Below are 20,589 nucleotides of genomic sequence, written 5' to 3'. Positions count from 1 at the left end.
GGCATATCACATTCCAGCCCGATGAGATATCGCCCACTGCGTTTATCTTCAATAATGCAATCAAAATAGAAAACCCCGGCCTGCTGTACTTCGGCTATCGGCTATCTGCCATCCCTGTTGTTGCTCAAATTGTTGCTCAAATTGCTGCACAAAATTCACCACAGATTGCACAAAACCATCATGGGTTCGGTTGCTGTCATGCTGGCCGGTATCTGTGCGGCACATTCTGTTAAGCAGCGCCTGATTATGTTCGTTTTGTCCGGTTGTCAGGTTATGAGCAAAGGTGAGATACCCTTGTAAAAAATCACGCGGAATGTCAGGTTTGCGATAGGTTGAAAGCAAGTCAGATATTTCATCCAATGGCATGGATGAGAAGATAACCACCTGTTTTCTGGCACGGGTAATGGCGACATTAAGCCGCCGCTCTCCGCCGGTCTGTCCTAACACGCCGAAATGACGCCGAAAAGCCCCCTGCTTGTTACGTCCGAACGTGGTGGAGAATAAAATAACATCCCGTTCATCACCCTGTACGTTTTCAACGTTTTTTACAAACAACGACATATCCTCACCCTGCTCCCGCCGCTGTGTTTCCTGCATATAAGCCTGATGGAAATTCGTATCTGTTTCAGTACGTTCAATCAGCAGATGTTGGATTAGCTGTGTTTGTTTCTGGTTAAACGTCACGATGCCGACAGAGGGGCGGTTTTCAAACGGTTCCAGCCAGATTTCAGCCAAGCGTGTTACGATAGCTTCCGCCTCATCAGGATTAGTTTGATTGATGTACGTTCCATTGATCCTCTCCAGTGACAACGGTTTTATCTTATTGAGTACTTTTTCTGAATGTTGTGCCGGGATATTCAGGCGTTTTTCGTAAAATGCATGGTTTGAGAAATTAATCAGATCACGGTAAACAGAACGATAGTGAATATCGAGCGTATAAACGGGTAACACCGCCCGTGCCAGATGCAACAAATCAGGGCACTCGCCAATTTGGCGGTAATTCCACTGATTTTGTGGATTTTCCTGTTGCTGTTCCGGTGAATCGTTTTCTTCGTCGTCATCCTCATCGTTGTTGAATAAATCGTTGACTGAACCCGCAAAGAAACTGGACGGCGGCATCTGTTTCTCGTCACCGCTGACAATCATCCGCTTACCGCGATACAGCGTCGGTAAGGCATATTCTATCGGCATCTGAGAGGCTTCGTCATAAATGACCGTATCAAAGAAACCGGCTTTAAGCGGTAAAACCTGACTGGCGACATCCGGGGTCATCAGCCATACCGGACGCAGGTGCATCAGACCGAGCGCTTTCCCCTCTTCGATAAATTCCCGTAACCTTCTGGCGCGTTTTCCTGTTAAACGGGTAATCTCTTCCCATACCCTTCTTGGGCTGATTTGCGGGTACTCTAATCCTTTGTTAAAGGCTTCACGGTTCAGTGCCTGCAAATCCGCCAGTGTGTGTTCCAGTTGTTGAACATGGTGATCCAATGTGTCCTGCCCGGTGGATAGCGCAGGAAACTGACGCTCAAACAATGCGCTCAAAGACAGGTAATAATAGTGTTGCAGTGTCTTTTTGATGGTTTGACGCAATACGGTGTCGCTCAACCGGGAAAATTCGTCTGCATAAGGGCGCAATTGCGCCAAGATCGTCCAATGCGCCTCATCGAAATTTTCAGAAAGTGCACTGAATTGCAGATAAGGTTTTAACGTCGGAAATGCGGCGGCTATAACGGCAAGATCGTGGTTAAGCGACGTCTGATGTGTAATCGCTTCAGCAAAACGTTGTTGTGTCTGACTGGTCAGATACGGAATCAACGCATTGAGTGCGGTACGGCTCTTTTCTTGTGCCTGAGCGCGCGTTATCGCGGTCTCGATTTCAAGGCACTGCTGAAAAAAACCGACCTGTTGCCCGTCACTTATCGCGCTTAATAAATGAGCTGGCTGCGGATAATTAACCACAAGCTGTGCCAGATCAGCAATCCTTCGAAGGTTATCTGTCGTATTTTCCAACGCTTGAAGTAATAAAAAGGCATCAGGTTCAAAACATGCCTCTATTTCAAGTTGCTGATGTAACTGATTCAATTCATTACGGATCAGGCGCCATGTCTGTTCGGCACGGATTGAGTGAGAAAATGCGGCGTACTGTGCCGGATGATGGTTGATCCCATGCGTAGCAAAAAAAGCGTTAAGTTGGCGTTGACGGGCGTAATAAAACGGATTCAGATAAAACCAGAATGATGCCTGTTGCTTTTCTTTTAATGCCAGTGACAATTGTGCCAGTATCGGATTTTCACACTTTGCCAGAAGATGAAATAAACGCGGATCACACAACGAAATATCTACCTGCTGTAACCGCGCAATCAGGGCTGCCAGTTGGCTGATCATCTGCTGACCACGTGGCTGTTGCCCTTTTTCATTGCAGAACAACGGCAACCAGCGGGCAAATTGTTGCCATGTCAGCGGAGATAATGCAGCAAATGCCGTTTTACAGGCAGCCAAAGCGGCCTGATGGTGAGTCAGTGTTTCAATGGTAATTTGTGTATCAGGCAGTGTCAGGGTCTGTTCCCGTGCTGCCTCCACCTGCATAAATCCGGTAAAATCTCGCTTAAACTGCTGACAACTGTCGTCATCCGCAGGAAAAAAGCGCAGTTGTGAAAGCGGGCTATTTTCATAATCGGCAGCCAGCCATACAGGTGCAACCTGCACGATATCCTCAATGATTCCGGTTGCTTCCACTGCATCCGATGAACAGAACAGCGACAATAATTGCGGTAAATCAAGACAGACTTCCGAATTATCACGCAATGCAATCAGGGAGGCCATCAGTTGACGATAAGAGCACCCTGCCGCTTCATGATACTGATATAACCCGTTGTAATAGTTATCCAGTTGCGTCTCATATTTGCCCATGCGCCGGGCGGCAATATTGCGCTTGTGTCCCCAGTTTATCGTCTGGACACCATTTTTCTCACGCAGAAACAGTTCATCAATCTGTGAGCGTACCGACTGAATAATATCGCGCCCTTTCTGCGCTTGATGCACAAGCACAATACGATTGATCAGGCCACAGGCTACCAAGCGCTTATACACCACTTCCAGTGCGGCTGGTTTCTGACAAATCACCAGTGCGGTTTTCTGCTGCCCGATGGTATCCGCAATCAGATTAACAATGGTCTGGCTTTTACCGGTTCCCGGCGGGCCTTCAATCAGCAATCCCCGGTTTTGCCGGGCGGCGGCCACCACCGTTTCCTGAGAAGGATCTGTCGCATTAACAAAATAACGTTCTTCGGTTTTTAACGGAACAGGCTTTGACGTTTCGGACTCCGACAATCCCAAGGCTTTCTCCAGTGCCGTATTTGCAATCGGCAAGCCCGCGATTTGTTGCAAATCGTTGCCAATAGCTTGCCCGATAAATGACGTGTGGAAAAGTACGGCAGAACAATACAACGATGAGCTATTTTCTTCGATTTCCGCATCGGAGGGTAATGCGGATAACTGTGTGGCCGTCACCGGCATAACAGCGGAGAGCTTCTCCATCACACTATCGACCGTCAGTCCGGCCTGTCCGAGAAGCTGATCCAAAATCGCCTGCCACTCTTTGATCGGCGGAATACCGTTCAGGCTGGCCAGTGCCGGATTAAGTCTTATGGCTCCACGTTCATTATCAAACTGCAAGCGGGCAACCCCTCGCAGCCCGGCATTCATCACCAGATTAACCGGCCAGAGAAACAGCGGCGCGATGCGGGGCTTCATCTGTGACGGTTGGGTATGAATAAGCAGGAACGGAAATCCCAGATACAGACCGTTTATACCGGTATCACGCTGATATAACTCGGTTTGTGCCTGTAACACTCGTAGCCGATCGTTGACTTTGGGCGTCAACAATAAGGTCTGGCTATCAATGGCAATCGCATTTTTAGAGCGGTTAATTAAATGCTGTAACAGATCCTGCGCGCTTTTCCGTCCACTATTTTTCTGAGCACTATTTTTCTGAACATCATTTTTTTGAACACCATCCAGTTCAATCAGATCAACCCGACCGGCTGATGGGGTCAGACGCATACGAACTAAAGACCCCCGCTGCGTATTTGCGGTAATTTTGCGGGTAAAAAACTGCATGACCTGCTGAATATAGCGCTGCTTTTCCGGTACGACCCATTGTTCCGCGGCAATCGCCAACATGACGATAACCTGTTCAAGCGGCAGGCGTCGTGTCAGTAAAAACTGTTCTGCCCATTCATCAATATCAGCGATCCCGCATCGGCAAAAATCACCGATCCGCTCTGTTAGTTGCTGATATAGCGTCAGACGGGGCAACTGCAATAACGCTTCTGCCTGCTTGCTGTCAAATGTGCTGATACGATAATGTCTTGCCAGTTTACCGGCCTGATCCAGTAATGTCTGGCGTGCAATAAACTGCCCGATATCTGCACCCAACAATAGAATAAGGTCTTCGTCCTGTAAATTCTGCCTGTCAATCAGTGTCCGTAAGCCACTGTGGTGTGTATCGGGAAATAACTGATGATGCGCCTGCCAGCGGACAATAAGCTGGCTATGAGAAGTAATCAGCAAATAGATTTTCAGTATCTTTTCATCAAGGGCGATTTCCAGCGCCTCTGCCCGACTGCGAGTCCGCTGCTGACGATGATAAAGCTGCACCAGCCAGTGTTTGGTATCGATTTTCTGCAATAATTGCGCCAACGGATCATTAATCAGACGGTAACTGATATCTGCATGTTCTAATAGCCAGGAAGGTGTGATGATCTCACCGCGATAAATAAACGGCATATCCGGATTCAGCACCTTTAAAGTCATCATCAGGCGCAGATTGTCATCAAGCTCTGGAGTATCAGCAAAAAGGCGTAATTGCGGGTGGATTGATTCATAATGGCTCATTCCGGCAAGCCATGAGAAAAGTTCTCCGCGTAATAATAAGGACAAGGCTTCATCCCATTGCGCGGTTTCTGCGGCTTTCAGCGCAAACAGTGCCGGTTGGCTATAGACCTGCCCGGCCAGAGTAAGCTTTAGCCCGTGCTGTGGCTGTTGCGGATTTATCTCTTCCGGCACCGCGACAGGTTTCCCTTCCAGCCATGCTGATACTTCCGGCCACTGCCAACGCAATTTTCTGTCACGGGTTAATAATCCACGCAGCAGAATGCGGATATTGTCATCCAAATCATCCGGAATGGTGACACCATGAGTCATTATCTGAATCAGAAATGCATGGGTATGAATCTGTTCAAAGCAGCGGCCACGGGTGAACTGTTCAAGCAGAATAATCCCCAGACTCCACCAGTCAGAAGCAGCGGAAACTCCGCCGGCTAAGGTTTCTGGTGCACTGTAACGGCTGATATCCAGCGGTGAGACGATATCAAGGTCGAATTCCGACAGACAGGCAGAACCAAATTCGATGATCACAATGTCCAGTGGTGAGCGCTGACGGATCAAAAGGTGGGAAGGCCGCAGGGCGCGATGACGTAAACCATGCTCAGCAAAAGCAGCCAGTGCCTGACCCATTTCCCGGATAAGCTGAGGGATCTCTTCCGGTTGCCAATAGTCGCCCTGAATAATAAATGCCTCTAACGAACCACCGGGAATATGCTCTGCCACATGCCACGGTCTGCCGTGTTGACGGCCTGTGTCCAGCAACGCCGGCACATGATTTTGCGGTAAAAGCCGGAACACATTATAAACAGACTGATCAGGCTCTTCACCCAACGGATAAAGTGTTAAAACCCCCTGCCGGCGGGTTTCCCGATGGGTCACATTGTAGCGCTCACGCGGACTATCACTGTTATTGATCCGTTCACCCAACAGCCACTCTCCGATAGCTATCGGTTCTGCCGGTGAAGGTATTGTGTCCTGCCCAGCCGGGTTTTCCGCAGAGAATTCGGCAGCATCCGCACCACATTGCAGACACATAAGATCACCTTCTTCCATTGGGTGACCGTTTACACAAGCATAGATATGCTCCTGAAGCTCTGCATCAACAAATTCTACCGTTGGTGTGCTGGCCGGCTGTTGCGGACGCCGGCCTGATTCATGAATAGGTTCGGCAGATAAATCCCATCCGCACGGCTGTGTGCCGATATGACCTTCACAGAAAATTTCGGTCAGTGGCCGCTCGGTCTGACAATGGGGGCAAAAACGCATCATAGCCATGACATACCTGTACTTGTTATTCTATTTTTTAATTTGTGCTATCTGGTGATCTTCTTGCATAAGCAAAGTTCTGAACTGCTCCATATCGCCTTTTTCCGGAATACCGGCCATAAATACCCGGCCTTGCGCATCCAAAGCGAAATCCAAAACTCTGTCCGTTTTATCCCGCAGCAAATGATAGGTGTGATAACGTTGCCTGCCCAACGGAGTCAAAAGATGAAGTTCCTGATTGTCACTGCCGCGTAAGCGCAAGTTCTGTGTCGCATCCTGCTGATAGGGGCCGGACACTAAGGCATCAATCAGTCCATCCATTGTCTGTAACATGGGTTTTAACGTACTGTATTCGTATCCACTGAAAACCAGAATGTCGCCGGAAAAGTGATCACGTAACGTTTTTAACAAAGTATAAAGTGCGTCCGGCTGATCAAAAGGCTCACCACCGGAAATGGTGATACCGTCTGCTTCTGTCAGCCATAATGTGAGCTGTGCTATCAGAGTCTTGACAGCAATGCGTTGTTGGGTCGGCCGCCATGTGTCAGGTGACATACATCCCTTACAGCGAATACGGCACCCTTGTGTCCAGATCCCAATGCGCTTTCCCGGCCCCAGGGCGGTCACGGGAAAATGCAGGCGTGACAGACTGATCTCCATCAGATGGACTCCGTGATCAGCATCAGTTGCACGGTTGTCATTTCACCTGTTTCGCCTAATGCGATATGGGTGATACAAAAAGCATCATTTGGCTGGGCATTCTGATCGAAGACCGCCCGTGATAACGGGTTGATAAGATGAATTTCGAGCTGATTGCGGATACCGCGTCCGCCGTTGGATAAATCCGCAAGGCAACAAGATTTGAGGGTGGCCATCGCCTTGTCTGCTATTGTGATGGTTAGCGCCTGCTTTTCCAGCCCGCGTAGAATATTATCCACCATCTGGCTGAAAATCTGCTCTGCCACATCCGGCCGGATAAAATCAAATACAATGATATTTTCGCCGATACGGTTGAGTAATTCCGGACGGTTCAGTACCAGCTTGAAGTGACGTTCAATTTCCCGTTTTACATTCTGTTGTACAGTTTCAAACGGCTCATGGGGTGTGACATTAGCGACCCGTTCTCCGTCATTATTCAGTCGATAAATCCCCAGGTTCGAAGTAAAAATAATCAACGATTCTGAAAAATAGACCCGATCCCCGCGGCCGGACGTCAACACGCCATCATCAATAATCTGCAAAAACTTATCCATCAATTGCGGGTGGGCTTTTTCAATTTCATCAAACAACACAACGCTGAACGGCTTTTCACGGATAGCGTTAGTCAGTTCACCGCCGGTGTTATAGCCCACATAGCCGGGCGGTGCACCGATAAGACGTTGATCAGCATGTTCAGCACTGAATTCCGACATATCAAAGCGGATATAAGCACTTTCATCACCAAACAACAATTGAGTCACGGTTTTTGCCAGCTCGGTTTTACCGACCCCGGTAGGCCCAGCAAGAAACAGGATACCACGCGGACGCCCACCTTTATTGCTGCCGACACCCGTTACCGCCCGTTTAATAATATCCAGCAAATGTGTGACCGCATGATGCTGCCCTTTCACACGCCGTTGTATGATGTCATAGGCATGGCGGATTTTATTCTTATCAATCTTTTGCCACGGATCTTCTGTAATACCGACTTTATAACGCCTGACCGCATCACTGATACGCGTGACCGGGACATTCTCAAGACGGGCAAGCTGTACGATAGCGGTTAAATCGAGCAATAACAGCCCTTCGGTTTCATCAATAAAATCATTCAGTAAAGCAATATGTTCCTCATTCGTCCCCTGTCCAAAGTCCGGCAGCGAACGCAATAAGGTTGGAGCCAGTCCCCGGCGCATCTGTCCGTCAGGTTTAGCAACCGGAATGTGACGGATTCGGGGATTATTAATCAGAAACCAGTCGGGTAAATCAGTCTCTTTTTCGACTATCCAGAAAATGGTATTAAAAAATGGCTGGCGTTGTGCCCCTGCCGGACGGGCTTTTGCCTGATGAGAAATAATCAAGGCACGGGTAAACAGATGATGTTCAATCGCAGAGAGATTTTCACGCTGGGAGATCAGGCAGGAAGCAAAATCCACACACAATGCGACCGGTTCATTCGGGTATTCTACCCACTTCTCCAATACGCTATTTAACAGATCGATACCGCCGGGAATACGATGAGTATTCATCGACAGCCCCAGCCGTTGTAATAATGCCTGCCCTTGCCCTTCTGGCTGGGATGGATGATTGATTAAAGTAAATCCTGAAAGCGGATTAAACGTCATGATATGCGCGTATCCCGCATCAAATAACGTATTTTGCAGCACCTGATTTAATGCCAGTGGTGTAGTCACCTCCGGCGCAATTTCATACGCCTGCAAATCCCTGACATTACCGGACAGAACGAACTGACTTTTCAGCGGTAAAAAACGTTGTAAATCCCGTAACCAGCGCGCTTTCTGGAAAGTATTCTCCATGACGCTCTCTCTTCTTATCTTATAAAAATAATGAATCAGTTTATCGTATTCAGATAAAAATAAAGCAGAAAAAACAGCAGATTCGTGATTCAACGGGTAATAATTTAAGAAATTTATCTTGTCAAACAGTCTGGTTTGGCACGTCACATATAGCAAAATACTTTTACTTGTCAGATATCTTCCCGGCAAACCGCATTCGCTGCTCCCCGTTTTTGGGTAGCAAGTAATAATAGCAGACCGGATAATGCCGCAATCCCACCGGCGTAACTGACCGCAGGATACCCGAATCCCAGTGACAGCACACTGGCTCCCAATCCTGCGCCTATGGCATTGCCCAGATTAAACGCCCCCACATTAATCGAGGAGGCCAACGCCTGGGCTTCAGAAGCAACCTGCATCACTTTGACCTGTAGCGGAGGAACCACACCGAAACTGGCGATCCCCCAGATCACTAACATGATGCCGCCACTGATATTGTTAGTCCCGATAAACGGAAGCAACATCATACTGACAGCCAACAGGGTGAATAAGCCGAAAAGTGTCATGGAGACCGAACGATTCGCCCATATTCCGCCAAGATAATTACCCAATGTAAATCCCAGTCCGACGCATACCAGCATGATACTGATTTGTGCCGGCGAAGTATTTGCAATCGTCATCATCAGCGGCGCGATATAGGTATAAAGCGTAAACATCGCGCTGGCACCCAGAACCGTACTCAATAAGGCAATCAATACCTTGGGTCTGCCTAATACCCGTAACTCTTTTTTGAGATGCAAAGGTTGCCCCGGCATATTTCGGGGAAGCGTCAGCCATAATGCAATCATGGTAATGATGCCCAATGCACTGATCAGCAGAAAGGCTTCACGCCAGCCGATCATCTGCGAAAGCCAGGTCACTGACGGTACACCGCCAATATTGGCGATGGTCAGCCCCATAAACATACAGGCAATGGCACTGGCCTCTTTACCTTTTTCCACCACCCGTGTCGCCACCAGTGCACCGATACCAAAAAATGCTCCGTGGTTTAAACTGGTAATAAAACGCGCAATCATTAAGCAAGTAAAATCGGTTGCCAACCCTGAAAGTATATTTCCTACGGTGAAAAGGCTCATCAGGAAAATCAGCGCCGTTTTGGGGGAGCGCTTAATCAGTAATAACGTCATGATTGGTGCACCCAACATCACACCCAGTGCATAGGTCATCACCAATATACCGGCGGTAGGAATCGAAACGGACAAACCGGAAGCAATATCCGGTAACATTCCCATCGGCGAAAATTCCGTTGCTCCGATAGCGAAAGCGCCGACCGACAACGAAAATAGTGCGGTATTTGAACGCATAAGATCCTCTGCCTCTTTAACAATGGTGTTCTGTTTGTCGAATGAGGCGGATTCTGTCATGTTGATCTTGTCAGAAATAGCCGATAATTTACAAAAAATAGTTGAGTAAAATGCAAAAATGAAAATCACCCTTGAAGAAATACAGGTTTTTATTGCCGTCGTTGATTGTGGTTCAATAACGGCGGCCGCAGAGCAGCTCGACCTGACTATTTCTGCAACCAGCCGGGCACTTTCACGACTGGAAGAAAAAATGGCAAGTACCCTGCTTTACCGCACAACCCGTCGGATGAAACTCAGCGAAGAAGGGGCCGCTTTTTTACAAAAAGCGCGGGAAATCGTAAAACTCACGCAGGAAGCTGAAGATTTGCTGCTTACCCGTCAAACCATTCCTTCCGGCACATTACGGGTAGATGCCTCAACCCCATTCCTCCTGCATGTGATTAACCCGCTTATCGGGCAATTTCATGAAATTTACCCGCAAATTTCGTTGGAGCTGACCAATTACGAAGGCGTGACCAACTTATTGGAAAAGCGAACGGATATTGCATTTCGTATTGGGCCTTTGGCCGATTCTTCCCTGCATGCCACTCTGTTGGGTTATAGCCAGTTGCGTATACTGGCAAGCCCGATTTACCTGCAACGCTTTGGTGAACCGAAAACCGTGGATGAACTACAGCAACACTGTTTACTCGGTTTCACCTCGCCGGAATCGCTTAATGAATGGCCGCTGTATCAAGGTGAGAAAAAAGGGGTGAAAATCACGCCAACGATAGCCGCCAGTAGTGGTGAGATTCTGTGCAATCTCGTACGAAAAGGCATTGGTATTGCCTGCCTGTCAGATTTTATGACCTATGAGATGCGGGAAAGTGGTGAATTCCGCCAAATACTGGCCGGAGTCACTGATGATCATAAGCAACCTATCAACGCCGTTTATTACCGTAATCAGGCACTATCCCCGCGATTACGCTGCTTTATCGATTTTATCAAACAGCATAGCCGGCGAATTATTCGCCCATAATCAGCATGACCGAAACGTCTATTGATCTTCCGCTGTATTATGTTCTTTCGGTAATGTGTGATTCACGGCATAAGTAGATAGCGGTACCCATGATGAATTATTGGAGCGATGCCCACTTTACCAATCTCTGTGGAAAAACCACCTTGGCTCAGAAGCGCATTGGCATTTACACCCGAATCAGGTGTAACCCGCCCTATGAACAACAGCGCTTCTGCCATAAGAATCAAAAAGAGGTACACCCACCTTCCAACAAAGCCTGTTCGTTGCAGCGACGGCCGTTCGCCAGTTGGCAAACAGGAACTTGCTGCCCATTCAATTGCTGGGTTAATGCCGGAATACCGCCGGCATCAGAGCAATTGTCACTGGCATCTTTGCTCAAGTTAATACCCAGATCAGAGTATTGATAATGTTTGTGGCCGCTTGATGAAGTCTTTGTTTGATGCCCGCTGCAACCCGCCAATATCGTGCCCACCAGCAACAGGTGGACAAGGACAATGCCTCGCTTTAACAACATATCGTCTCCAGTTTAACTATCGGATTCAATGAATTTTCATAATAATGAGCGTTTGCAATCTTGTCCCGCGTGACGCGCGGGACAAGATTGGCTCCTGTCATTTTGAAACGCTATTTAATATTGATTTAGGTATAGATCAGTGACCTGCGCTTTTAGAAAGTAAATTTATAACCAAAACACCCGCAATAATAAGCAAAATACCGATGATTGCCGGTAAATCTAATTTTTGTTGATATAAAAATATCCCTGCAATAGAAACTAAAACAATACCAAGGCAAGACCAAACCGCGTAAGCAATCCCCAAGGGCATCGTTTTTACAACCTGTGATAACGCCCAAAACGATAAGCAATATCCCAATACGACAACAATAGACGGTACTAAGCGGGTGAAGCCATCAGCCGTTTTTAACATTGTTGTCGCTATCACTTCAGACAAAATCGCGATAAACAAATAACCCCACACATTCATATTGCTCACCAAGCCCAAATGATAAGATAGACCAAATTTCCAAAAAACCGCCCAATTTACCATAACTTAAAATGCAATGCCTTAAAGAAATGAGGTATTTATCTATCTTTATATTCGTCGTACTTCAAGATACCTTTATTATCTCCCTGCGTCGCGGGGCGATAAATTTCACAGAAAATCATTTAATGGAATAATGACAAACATCAATATTTAAAGAAAATCACTTTCCAGTAATTATTTAAATTAATCACTCCACATACTTCAACATCATTACCAATAAATTCAAACCACTTTTATAATTAATAAAAACAATATAAAACCCATGAATAACGCCTAGGCAAAATAACTTAAAGAAATCATTCATTTTAATATAAAAAAGAATAGAAAGTTATTTATCCAGATAAAAAACCATAATAACAATTTAAATACCAACAAATAACCACAAAGCATTTTAACCATATCGCCTTGTATTCATGGGTAATTTAAAAAACATAATCCTATTAAATAAAAAATATTATAGACTTCGTTTCAAATGATAATCACTATTTAAGCTCAAAGCGTTATGATCACATAGCTATGACCATTGGATAACGAGTAATAAATAATGACGATTATTGGGAAAAATAATTTGATCGGAACAGGTAGGTGATAAGGATGTATACTTGAATATATCATATAACAGAAATAAAACTTTAACCATTAGCCGATTAAGTATTAACCATTTTTTATAAGGAAGGGTGCTGAAAGGTTGCGAGATCTGCTGTAATGATGCCATGATAGATTATGCCAATACCTATTAAAATAATATTAAAAATTGTAAGAAATAAGATATAGCGCTCTGAAATAGGTTAACGCTAAAACATAAATACATTAAGGTTAGGCAATGTGCTTAAATCTACTCATTTGTATCATACATTACAAATAACTTGTAAACGGAATGCATTCATATAATTTATTATGAGAATACCTGAAGGTTCGTTAAATTCGAACTTATATCACCTTCATCCCGCTCAAGAGGATGTATTTTACGAACAAACCCTCCATGAAAATCCCCTATTGCACAACCTAGGTTGGTATACCTTGATGGAAGGTGAAATTGATATAGCCACCCTGCAACAAACATGGCGGTTACTGCATCAGCATATTGATATGCTAAGGCTACGCATATCGGTTAATTCGGATAATGAAGCCATCCAATATATGCAGAATCAGCGTGATCCGGAATTAGTCCTGCTCCATGATTTTGCCATGCAGCCTGATCCTGAAGAAAAAGCCAAACTCTGGATGCAGCAACAGATAGAAATTCCCATTAATTTCCCCAATGAGATCCTATATCAAGTCGCATTAATTCGTATTACTAGCGAAAAATATTACTTCTTCACTAAATTCCACCATATTATGATTGATGGCGTCGGTTTATTCCGGCTCCATGAATATGTCCATAAATTGTACGTTTGTCTGAAAAATAAAACATCTACCGCGTGGTTAGCAGAAATCCCGCAATATTTAGACACCATAGAGAGAGCAAAAGAATACCTGAACTCGTTTCATTACGAAAAAGATAAAAATTATTGGTACGACTTTTTAACAAAAAACGATATACATCAATTAACACCTTATTACCAAAATACGGGTTCTGAGAGCGAGGCATTAGCATTACCCCTGTCAATGAAAGCCGATTTACGTGCTTTTTGTAAAAAAAATAAAACGAATCTTCTCTCCGTCTTTTCCAGTCTGGTCATCATTATGATGTCGGCGCTGACAGGACAACAAGCATTAACCTTTAATACCATTACGCATGGCAGAAAGACAAAATTAGAGAAACATGTGGTGGGCATGCAGGCAAATATCTATCCCGTACATTGTCATGTTGCCAACACCGTCCGGGTTATTGAACAGATCCACCGAATGGAATTAGCGCTAAAAGAGAGTTACCGCCACAGCCAATTTCCTCATTCTCATTTGGTTCGCATGGCTCACAACCACGGCATGGCTTTACCCAATATATTTATCTTCTATGAAAGGCTTTCAGAGTCAGCCTCTGAAATCAACCAAGCCCAGCATTATAATGTCAATGGCGGATTGAATACTGATCCTATTGTTTTTCGATTGCAGGACTTTGGCTATGATCAAGCGCTCATCATCACGATAGATTACTTACGGGACTATTTTAGCCGGCAAGAGATAAACAGAATATTTGCGCGATTGCAGAACTTATTTGCTGCTTTGCTTGACATGCCTGCTTTACCCGTCAGTGAATTACCTATTTTATTAGCGCAAGAGCGTCACACCCTGCTGCATCGCTGGAACCAAACCGACGTCCCCTACCCGCAGGATAATATATTGCAGCAGCAGTTTGAGATGCAGGCGGCGGCGACTCCCCATCATGTGGCATTGATATTCGAAGAGAAAACCCTGACCTACCGTCAGCTCAACGAACAGGCAAACCAGCTTGCCGCTGTCATACGTGAACGCTGTCAGCAACAACGCCATGCACCGATGCAAGCGGATACTCCCATCGCCCTCTACCTTGACCGCAGTCTGGAGATGGTGATCAGTATTCTGGCGGTACTGAAAGCCGGCGGCGCTTATGTGCCGGTTTCGCCGGAATATCCGCCGGAGCGCGTGCAATTTATTCTGGAAGATACCGGCAGCCCGTGCCTGCTGACCCAGCAACAGCATCTGACGACACTGGCGGAATGTACCCAGACTTTGCCCATCCCGCCAACACTGATAGCCATCGATGACCGGACAGTCACCCAACACCAATCCGTGGAAAATTTGCTGCCGATAAACAAAAGCACGGATCTGGCCTACATTATCTACACCTCTGGCACGACCGGACAGCCCAAAGGCGTTGAATTAACCCATCAAAACGTCATCAATCACCTGTGTTGGATGCAATCCCGATATCCATTAACGGCATCAGATAAGGTGCTGCAACAAATCCCTTATACTTTTGACGCCTCCGTCTGGGAGCTACTGGCCGCCAACTGGATGGGAGCCAGTATCGTGATGGCTTCACCGGATATCCATAGACAGCCCGAAACCTTATATCAACTGATACAGAAAACCGGCGTGACGGTGGTGCAATTTGTTCCGTCCATGTTAGGGGCGTTTTGCCAGACCATAAGGGATTTAGGGCAACCGTTGCCCCGCACTATCCGTTATGTTTTGTGCGGCGGAGAGGCGTTGACGATGTCCCACGTCAGCGCGTTTAACGCCATCAATCAGGGTTCGGGCATGTTAATTAACCTCTATGGCCCGACAGAAACCACCAATGATGTCACTCACTTTGATGTCGTGGGTGAATTTAACGGCAGCATTCCCATTGGCAAAGCGCACCATAATACCCGCCTGTATGTCCTGAATCATGAGGGCAAACTGTCTCCGATGGGTGCCCCCGGCGAATTGTATATCGGCGGCGCCGGACTGGCGCGGGGATATCGGAATCGCCCGGAATTGACGGCCGAACGTTTTGTGGAAAACCCGTTTGCCACAGCCGAAGACAAAGCTCAGGGTTACACCCGCCTGTATAAAACCGGCGATCGGGTGCGCTGGCGGCCGGACGGTAACCTCGAATATCTGGGGCGCGATGATTTTCAGGTCAAAATCCGCGGTTACCGCATTGAACTGGGGGAAATTGAAACCGCCCTGTCTTCTCACCCGCAGGTGAAACAGGCGGTGGTGATTGACCGGGAGCATGCCGGCCATAAGGCACTGGCTGCTTATCTGGTCACCGATGCCGCACTGACCAATGACACACTGATAGCGCATCTTGCCACTCGCCTGCCGGACTATATGCTGCCCGCCAGCTTTACCCGTATTGATACTGTTCCCCTGACCACCAACGGCAAGCTCGATCGCCATGCGTTGCCCGATCCCGTATGGGAAAACCGGGACAGTTATATCGCACCGCACACGGAGCTGGAAACCCGATTATGTGCGCTCTGGCAAGAGGTTCTGGGATTAGGGCAGGTCGGTATTGAGGATAATTTTTTCCGTATCGGTGGCGATTCGATTGTCAGTATCCGCTTAGTCTCCAAACTGCGGCAGGCAGGCTTTTCCCTGCAAGTCAAAACGATTTTTGAAGCACCTACGGTGGCGCGGCTGGCGCAACGACTGACACAAACCGCCCCTACGGCTACCGTGGTGGCAGAGCAGGGATTACTCAGCGGGGAATTTGGCTTATTACCGATCCAGCACGATTTCTTCAACCAGAACCTGCCGTGTCCGCACCACTGGAATCAGGCCTTTATGCTGCAACTTCCCGGCGACAGCAAACGGGCAGATATTGTGCAAGCCCTGATCGCCCTGACCGAGCGGCATGATATGTTACGTGCCCATTTTATCGCTACCGAAAACGGCTACCGTCAGTGCTATCCGCCGGCAATGCCGTCTTGGTTGCCGGCATTACGGCACTGTCATATCGGTGAATTTACAGAGACAGAATTACACCGGCAACTGACCCAATGGCAAAGCGGCTTTGATTACTGTAACGGCCCCTTATGGCAAGCCGCTCACCTGACCGGATACGCCGACGGCAGCGCCCGACTATTCTTCGCCTTTCATCACCTGATTATCGACGTGGTATCGTGGCGGATTATTGCGGAAGATATGCACAGATTATTGCAGGGCGAAACCCTGCCGGCGAAAACCAGTAGTTACCGGCAATGGGTCGCGGCTGTCCACCGCTACGCCGTGCAACATCAAGACGAAATCCCCTACTGGCAGGGCATCATGACCGGAAAAGAGACTTATCCGGTCATGATAGAAGCCAATCTGCATCAACTGAATTTATCTGCCGAACGGACAAACATCCTGCTCCATGAAGCCAATTTAGGTTACCACACCGAAATTAACGACTTACTGCTCAGTGCCCTCACTCTGGCATTGCAGACAACATTTTCCCGATCAGTAAACCACATTATTCTTGAGGGGCACGGGCGGGAAACCATCGACAATACGCTGGATGTCGCCGAAACCGTCGGCTGGTTTACTACGGCCTATCCGGTGCGTCTGGTCATGCAGGACGATATTGCGCAGACGATTATTCACACCAAAGAGAGGCTGCGGGCTATTCCCAATAGAGGGATTGGCTACGGTGCCTTATATCAGGCCGGATACCTGCCCGACGATTTGCCAGCCATCAGTTTTAATTACCTCGGCCAATTGGGGGGTGAGGCCGGACAAACCCGCCATCAGGACTGGGCATTGACCGATGACAGTTGTGGTTCAGTCATCGCCAGCGAGAATAGCAGTCATTTATTGCTGGATATCAATGGCGCCGTTCAGGCGGGAAAACTGCAATTCAGTGTATTGTCTCGTTTGCCATCAGCCCAGACAAAGATATTTATCACCGCCTTTGAACAGGCACTCAAGACGGTGATCACTGCCGGCCAGCAACAGGCGCAATCGGGCGGCGTGAAGACCCCCAGTGATTATGAATTTAAAGCCGTTTCCATTGCACGCTTAAAACGTTTACAGCAACGCTATCCAATAGAAGCCCTGTATCCGGCCACCAGTTTACAGCAAGGGTTTATTTATCATCATCTGGCTCAACCCCAGGATGATGCCTACCGCGTGCAACTGCTGCTGGATTATCACGCGCCTATTGATCTTGCCGCCTACCAACAAGCCTGGGCGCTGGCTTCACTGCGTTATCCGATCCTGAGAACGGCCTTTGATTGGGAAGGCGAAATTTTACAGATTGTCACAACGGGTGCCAGTATCCGGGCGGATAATTTCCAGATCAACGATATCAGCCAATTGCCCGAACACGCGCGCAATCAGGCGATTGATGCCATCCAGCAACATGACCGCACCCTGCCCTTTGATTTAAGCCAACCCGGATTAACCCGCTTTACTTTAATTAAGCAGCATGAACAACTGCTAACGGTACTGATCACGCAACACCACACGATTACTGACGGCTGGAGTGGCCCGATTTTATTACAGGCCGTGCACGAATATTACAACGCACTGGTGCAAGGACAAGCGCCCCAGATCGTCGCCGAACAGGCTTATCTGGCCACTCAGCAATACTATCTGGCGCACAAAGCAGAATCTGAGGGATATTGGGCAGAGCGCAAAGCCCAATTTCAGGTCGCCAATGATCTTGCGCCTCTGTTAACTCATCGCGTTGATTTAACACAGATAAAAGCCGTCGAAAAGCCAGCCGAACAAGCGCTTATCGTACAGGGCAACACTTATGAGCAACTTAAGAACCTGTGCCGCATGCAGGGCGTTACCCTGAATGTAGTGCTGCAATTTGCCTGGCATAAATTACTGCACAGTTACACCGGGGATAAACAAACGATTGTCGGCACCACCGTCTCCGGCCGTGATGTGCCGGTGGCAGGGATTGAATCCAGCGTCGGTCTGTATATCAATACCTTGCCGTTAATGGTGCAGTGGAACAAAACCGACAGTGTGATGAGTGTGTTACACGATATACAAAAGGCGATCGCCGACCTTAACAGCCACAGTGCGGTCTCACTGGCCGGCCTGCAAGCCGACGGGGAACGGTTATTCCACAGTCTGTTTGTCTTTGAAAACTACCCCGTCCCGGCGGTCAGTGAAAACGGGGACAGTATTGAACATGCCCTGATATTCCGCCGTGCCATCGAAAAAACCGATTATCCCTTATCGCTGATGGCCTATGAGCAGGATAACCGCCTGACTATCAAATTGGGGTATGGTGAAGACTGGCTGGCCGATCAACAGGCACAACGCTTGCTTCACCAGCTTGCGCGTATTCTGCATGCCGTGACTGATAATCCCCACCAACCGCATACATCCATTCAGTTTCTCAGTGAAGCAGAGCGCCATACCCTGCTGCATGGCTGGAACCAGACCGATGCCCCCTATCCGCAGGACAAAACCTTGCCGCAACAGTTTGAGGCACAGTCTGAAAAGACACCGGATAAGGTGGCACTGGTATTTGAGGGCGAAACCCTGACCTACCGGCAGCTAAATCAACGGGCAAACCAATTGGCCGCCGTTATCCGCGAACAATGTCAACCCGCCCTGCAAGCCAATACGCCAGTCGCCCTGTACCTTGACCGCAGTCTGGAAATGGTAATCAGTATTCTGGCGGTGCTAAAAGCCGGCGGCGCCTATGTGCCGATTTCCCGACATATCCCCCGGAGCGCGTGCAGTTTATGCTGGCTGACACCGCTGCGCCTTGTGTGGTGACTCAACAGCGGCATCTCACCACGCTGACGGAGTACGCCCAAGCGCTTGTTGAACCGCCGATATTGCTAGCCGCGGATAACCCCGCCATCACCGCAAATCAGCCGGTGGAAAATCCAGTATCAATCAATAAACCGGTTGATCTGGCCTATATCATCTACACCTCTGGCACCACCGGCCAGCCCAAGGGTGTGATGGTTGAACACAGAAATGTTACCCATCTGGTGGCGGCACAGGCTGAACTGTTTGATATCACAAAGAAAAATAAAGCCTTACTGTTTGCCGCTTATGTTTTTGATGCCTCGGTTTCCGAACTGTTTCTCAGTTTATTGCACGGCCTGACGGGTTACCTGTGCAGTGACGCTGAACGCAGCGACGCTTTGGCGGTGGCGCAACTCATTCAGCGTGAAGAAATTGAAATCGCCACCTTACCGCCGGTGTTGCTGAAATTATTAGTTGGCACGGAACTTCCCTCGCTGCAATTATTGGTGACGGCGGGTGAATCGCCTTCCCTGGATTTTCTGGATTATTTCAGCCGGCACAGTGATGTGGTGAATGCGTATGGCCCGACCGAAATTACCGTGTGTGCGGCCGGAAAACACTATCAACACGGCGATATTGCCGGCAATATTGGCCGGGCAATCAATAATGTTCGGTTGTATGTTCTGGATGAACAGGGCAACCCGTCTCCAATCGGGGCAGCAGGCGAGTTATATATCGGCGGTGCCGGTGTGGCACGGGGCTATCTCAACCGGCCTGAACTGACGGCCGAACGTTTTGTCGAAAATCCCTTTGCCAGTGACGAAGACAAAACCAAGGGTTATACCAAATTGTACAAAACCGGCGATTTGGTGCGCCGGTTACCGGACGGGGAGCTGGAATATCTGGGGCGCAATGATTTTCAGGTTAAAATCCGCGGCTACCGCATTGAATTGGGGGAAATCGAAAGCGCGCTGACCTCACATCCACAGGTCAGACAGGCGGTGGTGATTGACCGGGAGCACCAGGGCAATCAGGTACTGGCCGCCTATCTGGTTATGGACGGAACCGTGTCGGATGATACCTTGCTTGCACACCTTTCTGCCCGTCTGCCGGACTATATGCTGCCCGCCGGTTTTACCCGTATTGACGCCATCCCGTTAACCCTTAACGGCAAGCTAGACCGCCGCGCCCTGCCGGTACCGGTATGGGAAAACCGGGACAGTTATGTCGCGCCGCGTAATGCGCTGGAAACCCGGTTATGTGCCATCTGGCAGGAGGTGTTGGGGCTGGAGCGCGTCGGTATTGCAGATAATTTCTTCCGTATGGGCGGCAACTCCCTGACCGCCATTAAGCTGACAGCAGCCATTCGCCAGACGCTGGCAATGGAAGTGTCACTGACGCAA

General features: G+C 48.2%; 7 protein-coding genes and 1 pseudogene. 2 read left to right on the top strand and 6 right to left on the bottom strand.

Annotation, left to right across the window (positions count from 1 at the left end):
- Nucleotides 1-60: 60 nt before the first annotated feature.
- From XDD1_RS08875 to XDD1_RS08860, 4 genes are all read right to left on the bottom strand, one after another.
- Nucleotides 61-6,162 (bottom strand): AAA domain-containing protein, encoded by a 6,102-nt coding sequence (locus XDD1_RS08875; protein WP_052705671.1) that lies wholly within the window; start codon nucleotides 6,160-6,162, stop codon nucleotides 61-63.
- A 21-nt stretch (nucleotides 6,163-6,183) separates the two neighbouring features.
- Nucleotides 6,184-6,813, bottom strand: a complete 630-nt coding sequence (locus XDD1_RS08870; protein ID WP_045970456.1) for a 4Fe-4S single cluster domain-containing protein — start codon at nucleotides 6,811-6,813, stop codon at nucleotides 6,184-6,186.
- Complete coding sequence (locus XDD1_RS08865) at nucleotides 6,813-8,666, bottom strand: AAA family ATPase (protein WP_045970454.1); 1,854 nt, start codon at nucleotides 8,664-8,666, stop codon at nucleotides 6,813-6,815. The genes XDD1_RS08870 and XDD1_RS08865 overlap by 1 nt, the downstream gene beginning before the upstream one ends.
- 170 nt (nucleotides 8,667-8,836) lie before the next feature.
- The gene (locus XDD1_RS08860; protein ID WP_045973419.1) at nucleotides 8,837-10,009 is read right to left on the bottom strand and encodes an MFS transporter; all 1,173 of its coding nucleotides are present in this window, start codon (nucleotides 10,007-10,009) and stop codon (nucleotides 8,837-8,839) included.
- Nucleotides 10,010-10,127: 118 nt separating this feature from the next.
- Here XDD1_RS08860 and XDD1_RS08855 point away from each other — a divergent pair, with 118 nt between their 5' ends.
- On the top strand, nucleotides 10,128-11,027 hold the full coding sequence (locus XDD1_RS08855; protein WP_045970452.1) for a LysR family transcriptional regulator: 900 nt from the start codon (nucleotides 10,128-10,130) through the stop codon (nucleotides 11,025-11,027).
- Between the two features lie 223 nt (nucleotides 11,028-11,250).
- Here the strand turns inward: XDD1_RS08855 and XDD1_RS08850 are convergent, their stop codons facing one another.
- Nucleotides 11,251-11,541, bottom strand: a complete 291-nt coding sequence (locus XDD1_RS08850; RefSeq protein ID WP_045970451.1) for a putative hemolysin — start codon at nucleotides 11,539-11,541, stop codon at nucleotides 11,251-11,253.
- 136 nt (nucleotides 11,542-11,677) lie between these two features.
- Complete coding sequence (locus tag XDD1_RS08845) at nucleotides 11,678-12,010, bottom strand: DMT family transporter (protein WP_045973418.1); 333 nt, start codon at nucleotides 12,008-12,010, stop codon at nucleotides 11,678-11,680.
- 957 nt (nucleotides 12,011-12,967) lie between these two features.
- Between XDD1_RS08845 and XDD1_RS19920 the strand changes: the two are divergent.
- A pseudogene (locus XDD1_RS19920) lies at nucleotides 12,968-20,581 on the top strand (non-ribosomal peptide synthetase); the annotation flags it as partial.
- Nucleotides 20,582-20,589 lie beyond the last annotated feature (8 nt).

Source organism: Xenorhabdus doucetiae (assembly GCF_000968195.1).
Classification (GTDB): domain Bacteria; phylum Pseudomonadota; class Gammaproteobacteria; order Enterobacterales; family Enterobacteriaceae; genus Xenorhabdus; species Xenorhabdus doucetiae.
Note: the sequence above shows the minus strand (reverse complement) of the source record. Positions and strands in the feature narration are given on the sequence as shown.

Excerpts from the sequence above, each read along its gene's own strand:
- XDD1_RS08845 (WP_045973418.1), bottom strand. The coding sequence starts at position 12,010 with ATGAATGTGTGGGGTTATTTGTTTATCGCGATTTTGTCTGAAGTGATA.
- XDD1_RS08855 (WP_045970452.1), top strand. The coding sequence starts at position 10,128 with ATGAAAATCACCCTTGAAGAAATACAGGTTTTTATTGCCGTCGTTGAT.
- XDD1_RS08865 (WP_045970454.1), bottom strand. The coding sequence starts at position 8,666 with ATGGAGAATACTTTCCAGAAAGCGCGCTGGTTACGGGATTTACAACGT.
- XDD1_RS08870 (WP_045970456.1), bottom strand. The coding sequence starts at position 6,813 with ATGGAGATCAGTCTGTCACGCCTGCATTTTCCCGTGACCGCCCTGGGG.
- XDD1_RS08875 (WP_052705671.1), bottom strand. The coding sequence starts at position 6,162 with ATGGCTATGATGCGTTTTTGCCCCCATTGTCAGACCGAGCGGCCACTG.
- XDD1_RS08850 (WP_045970451.1), bottom strand. The coding sequence starts at position 11,541 with ATGTTGTTAAAGCGAGGCATTGTCCTTGTCCACCTGTTGCTGGTGGGC.
- XDD1_RS08860 (WP_045973419.1), bottom strand. The coding sequence starts at position 10,009 with ATGCGTTCAAATACCGCACTATTTTCGTTGTCGGTCGGCGCTTTCGCT.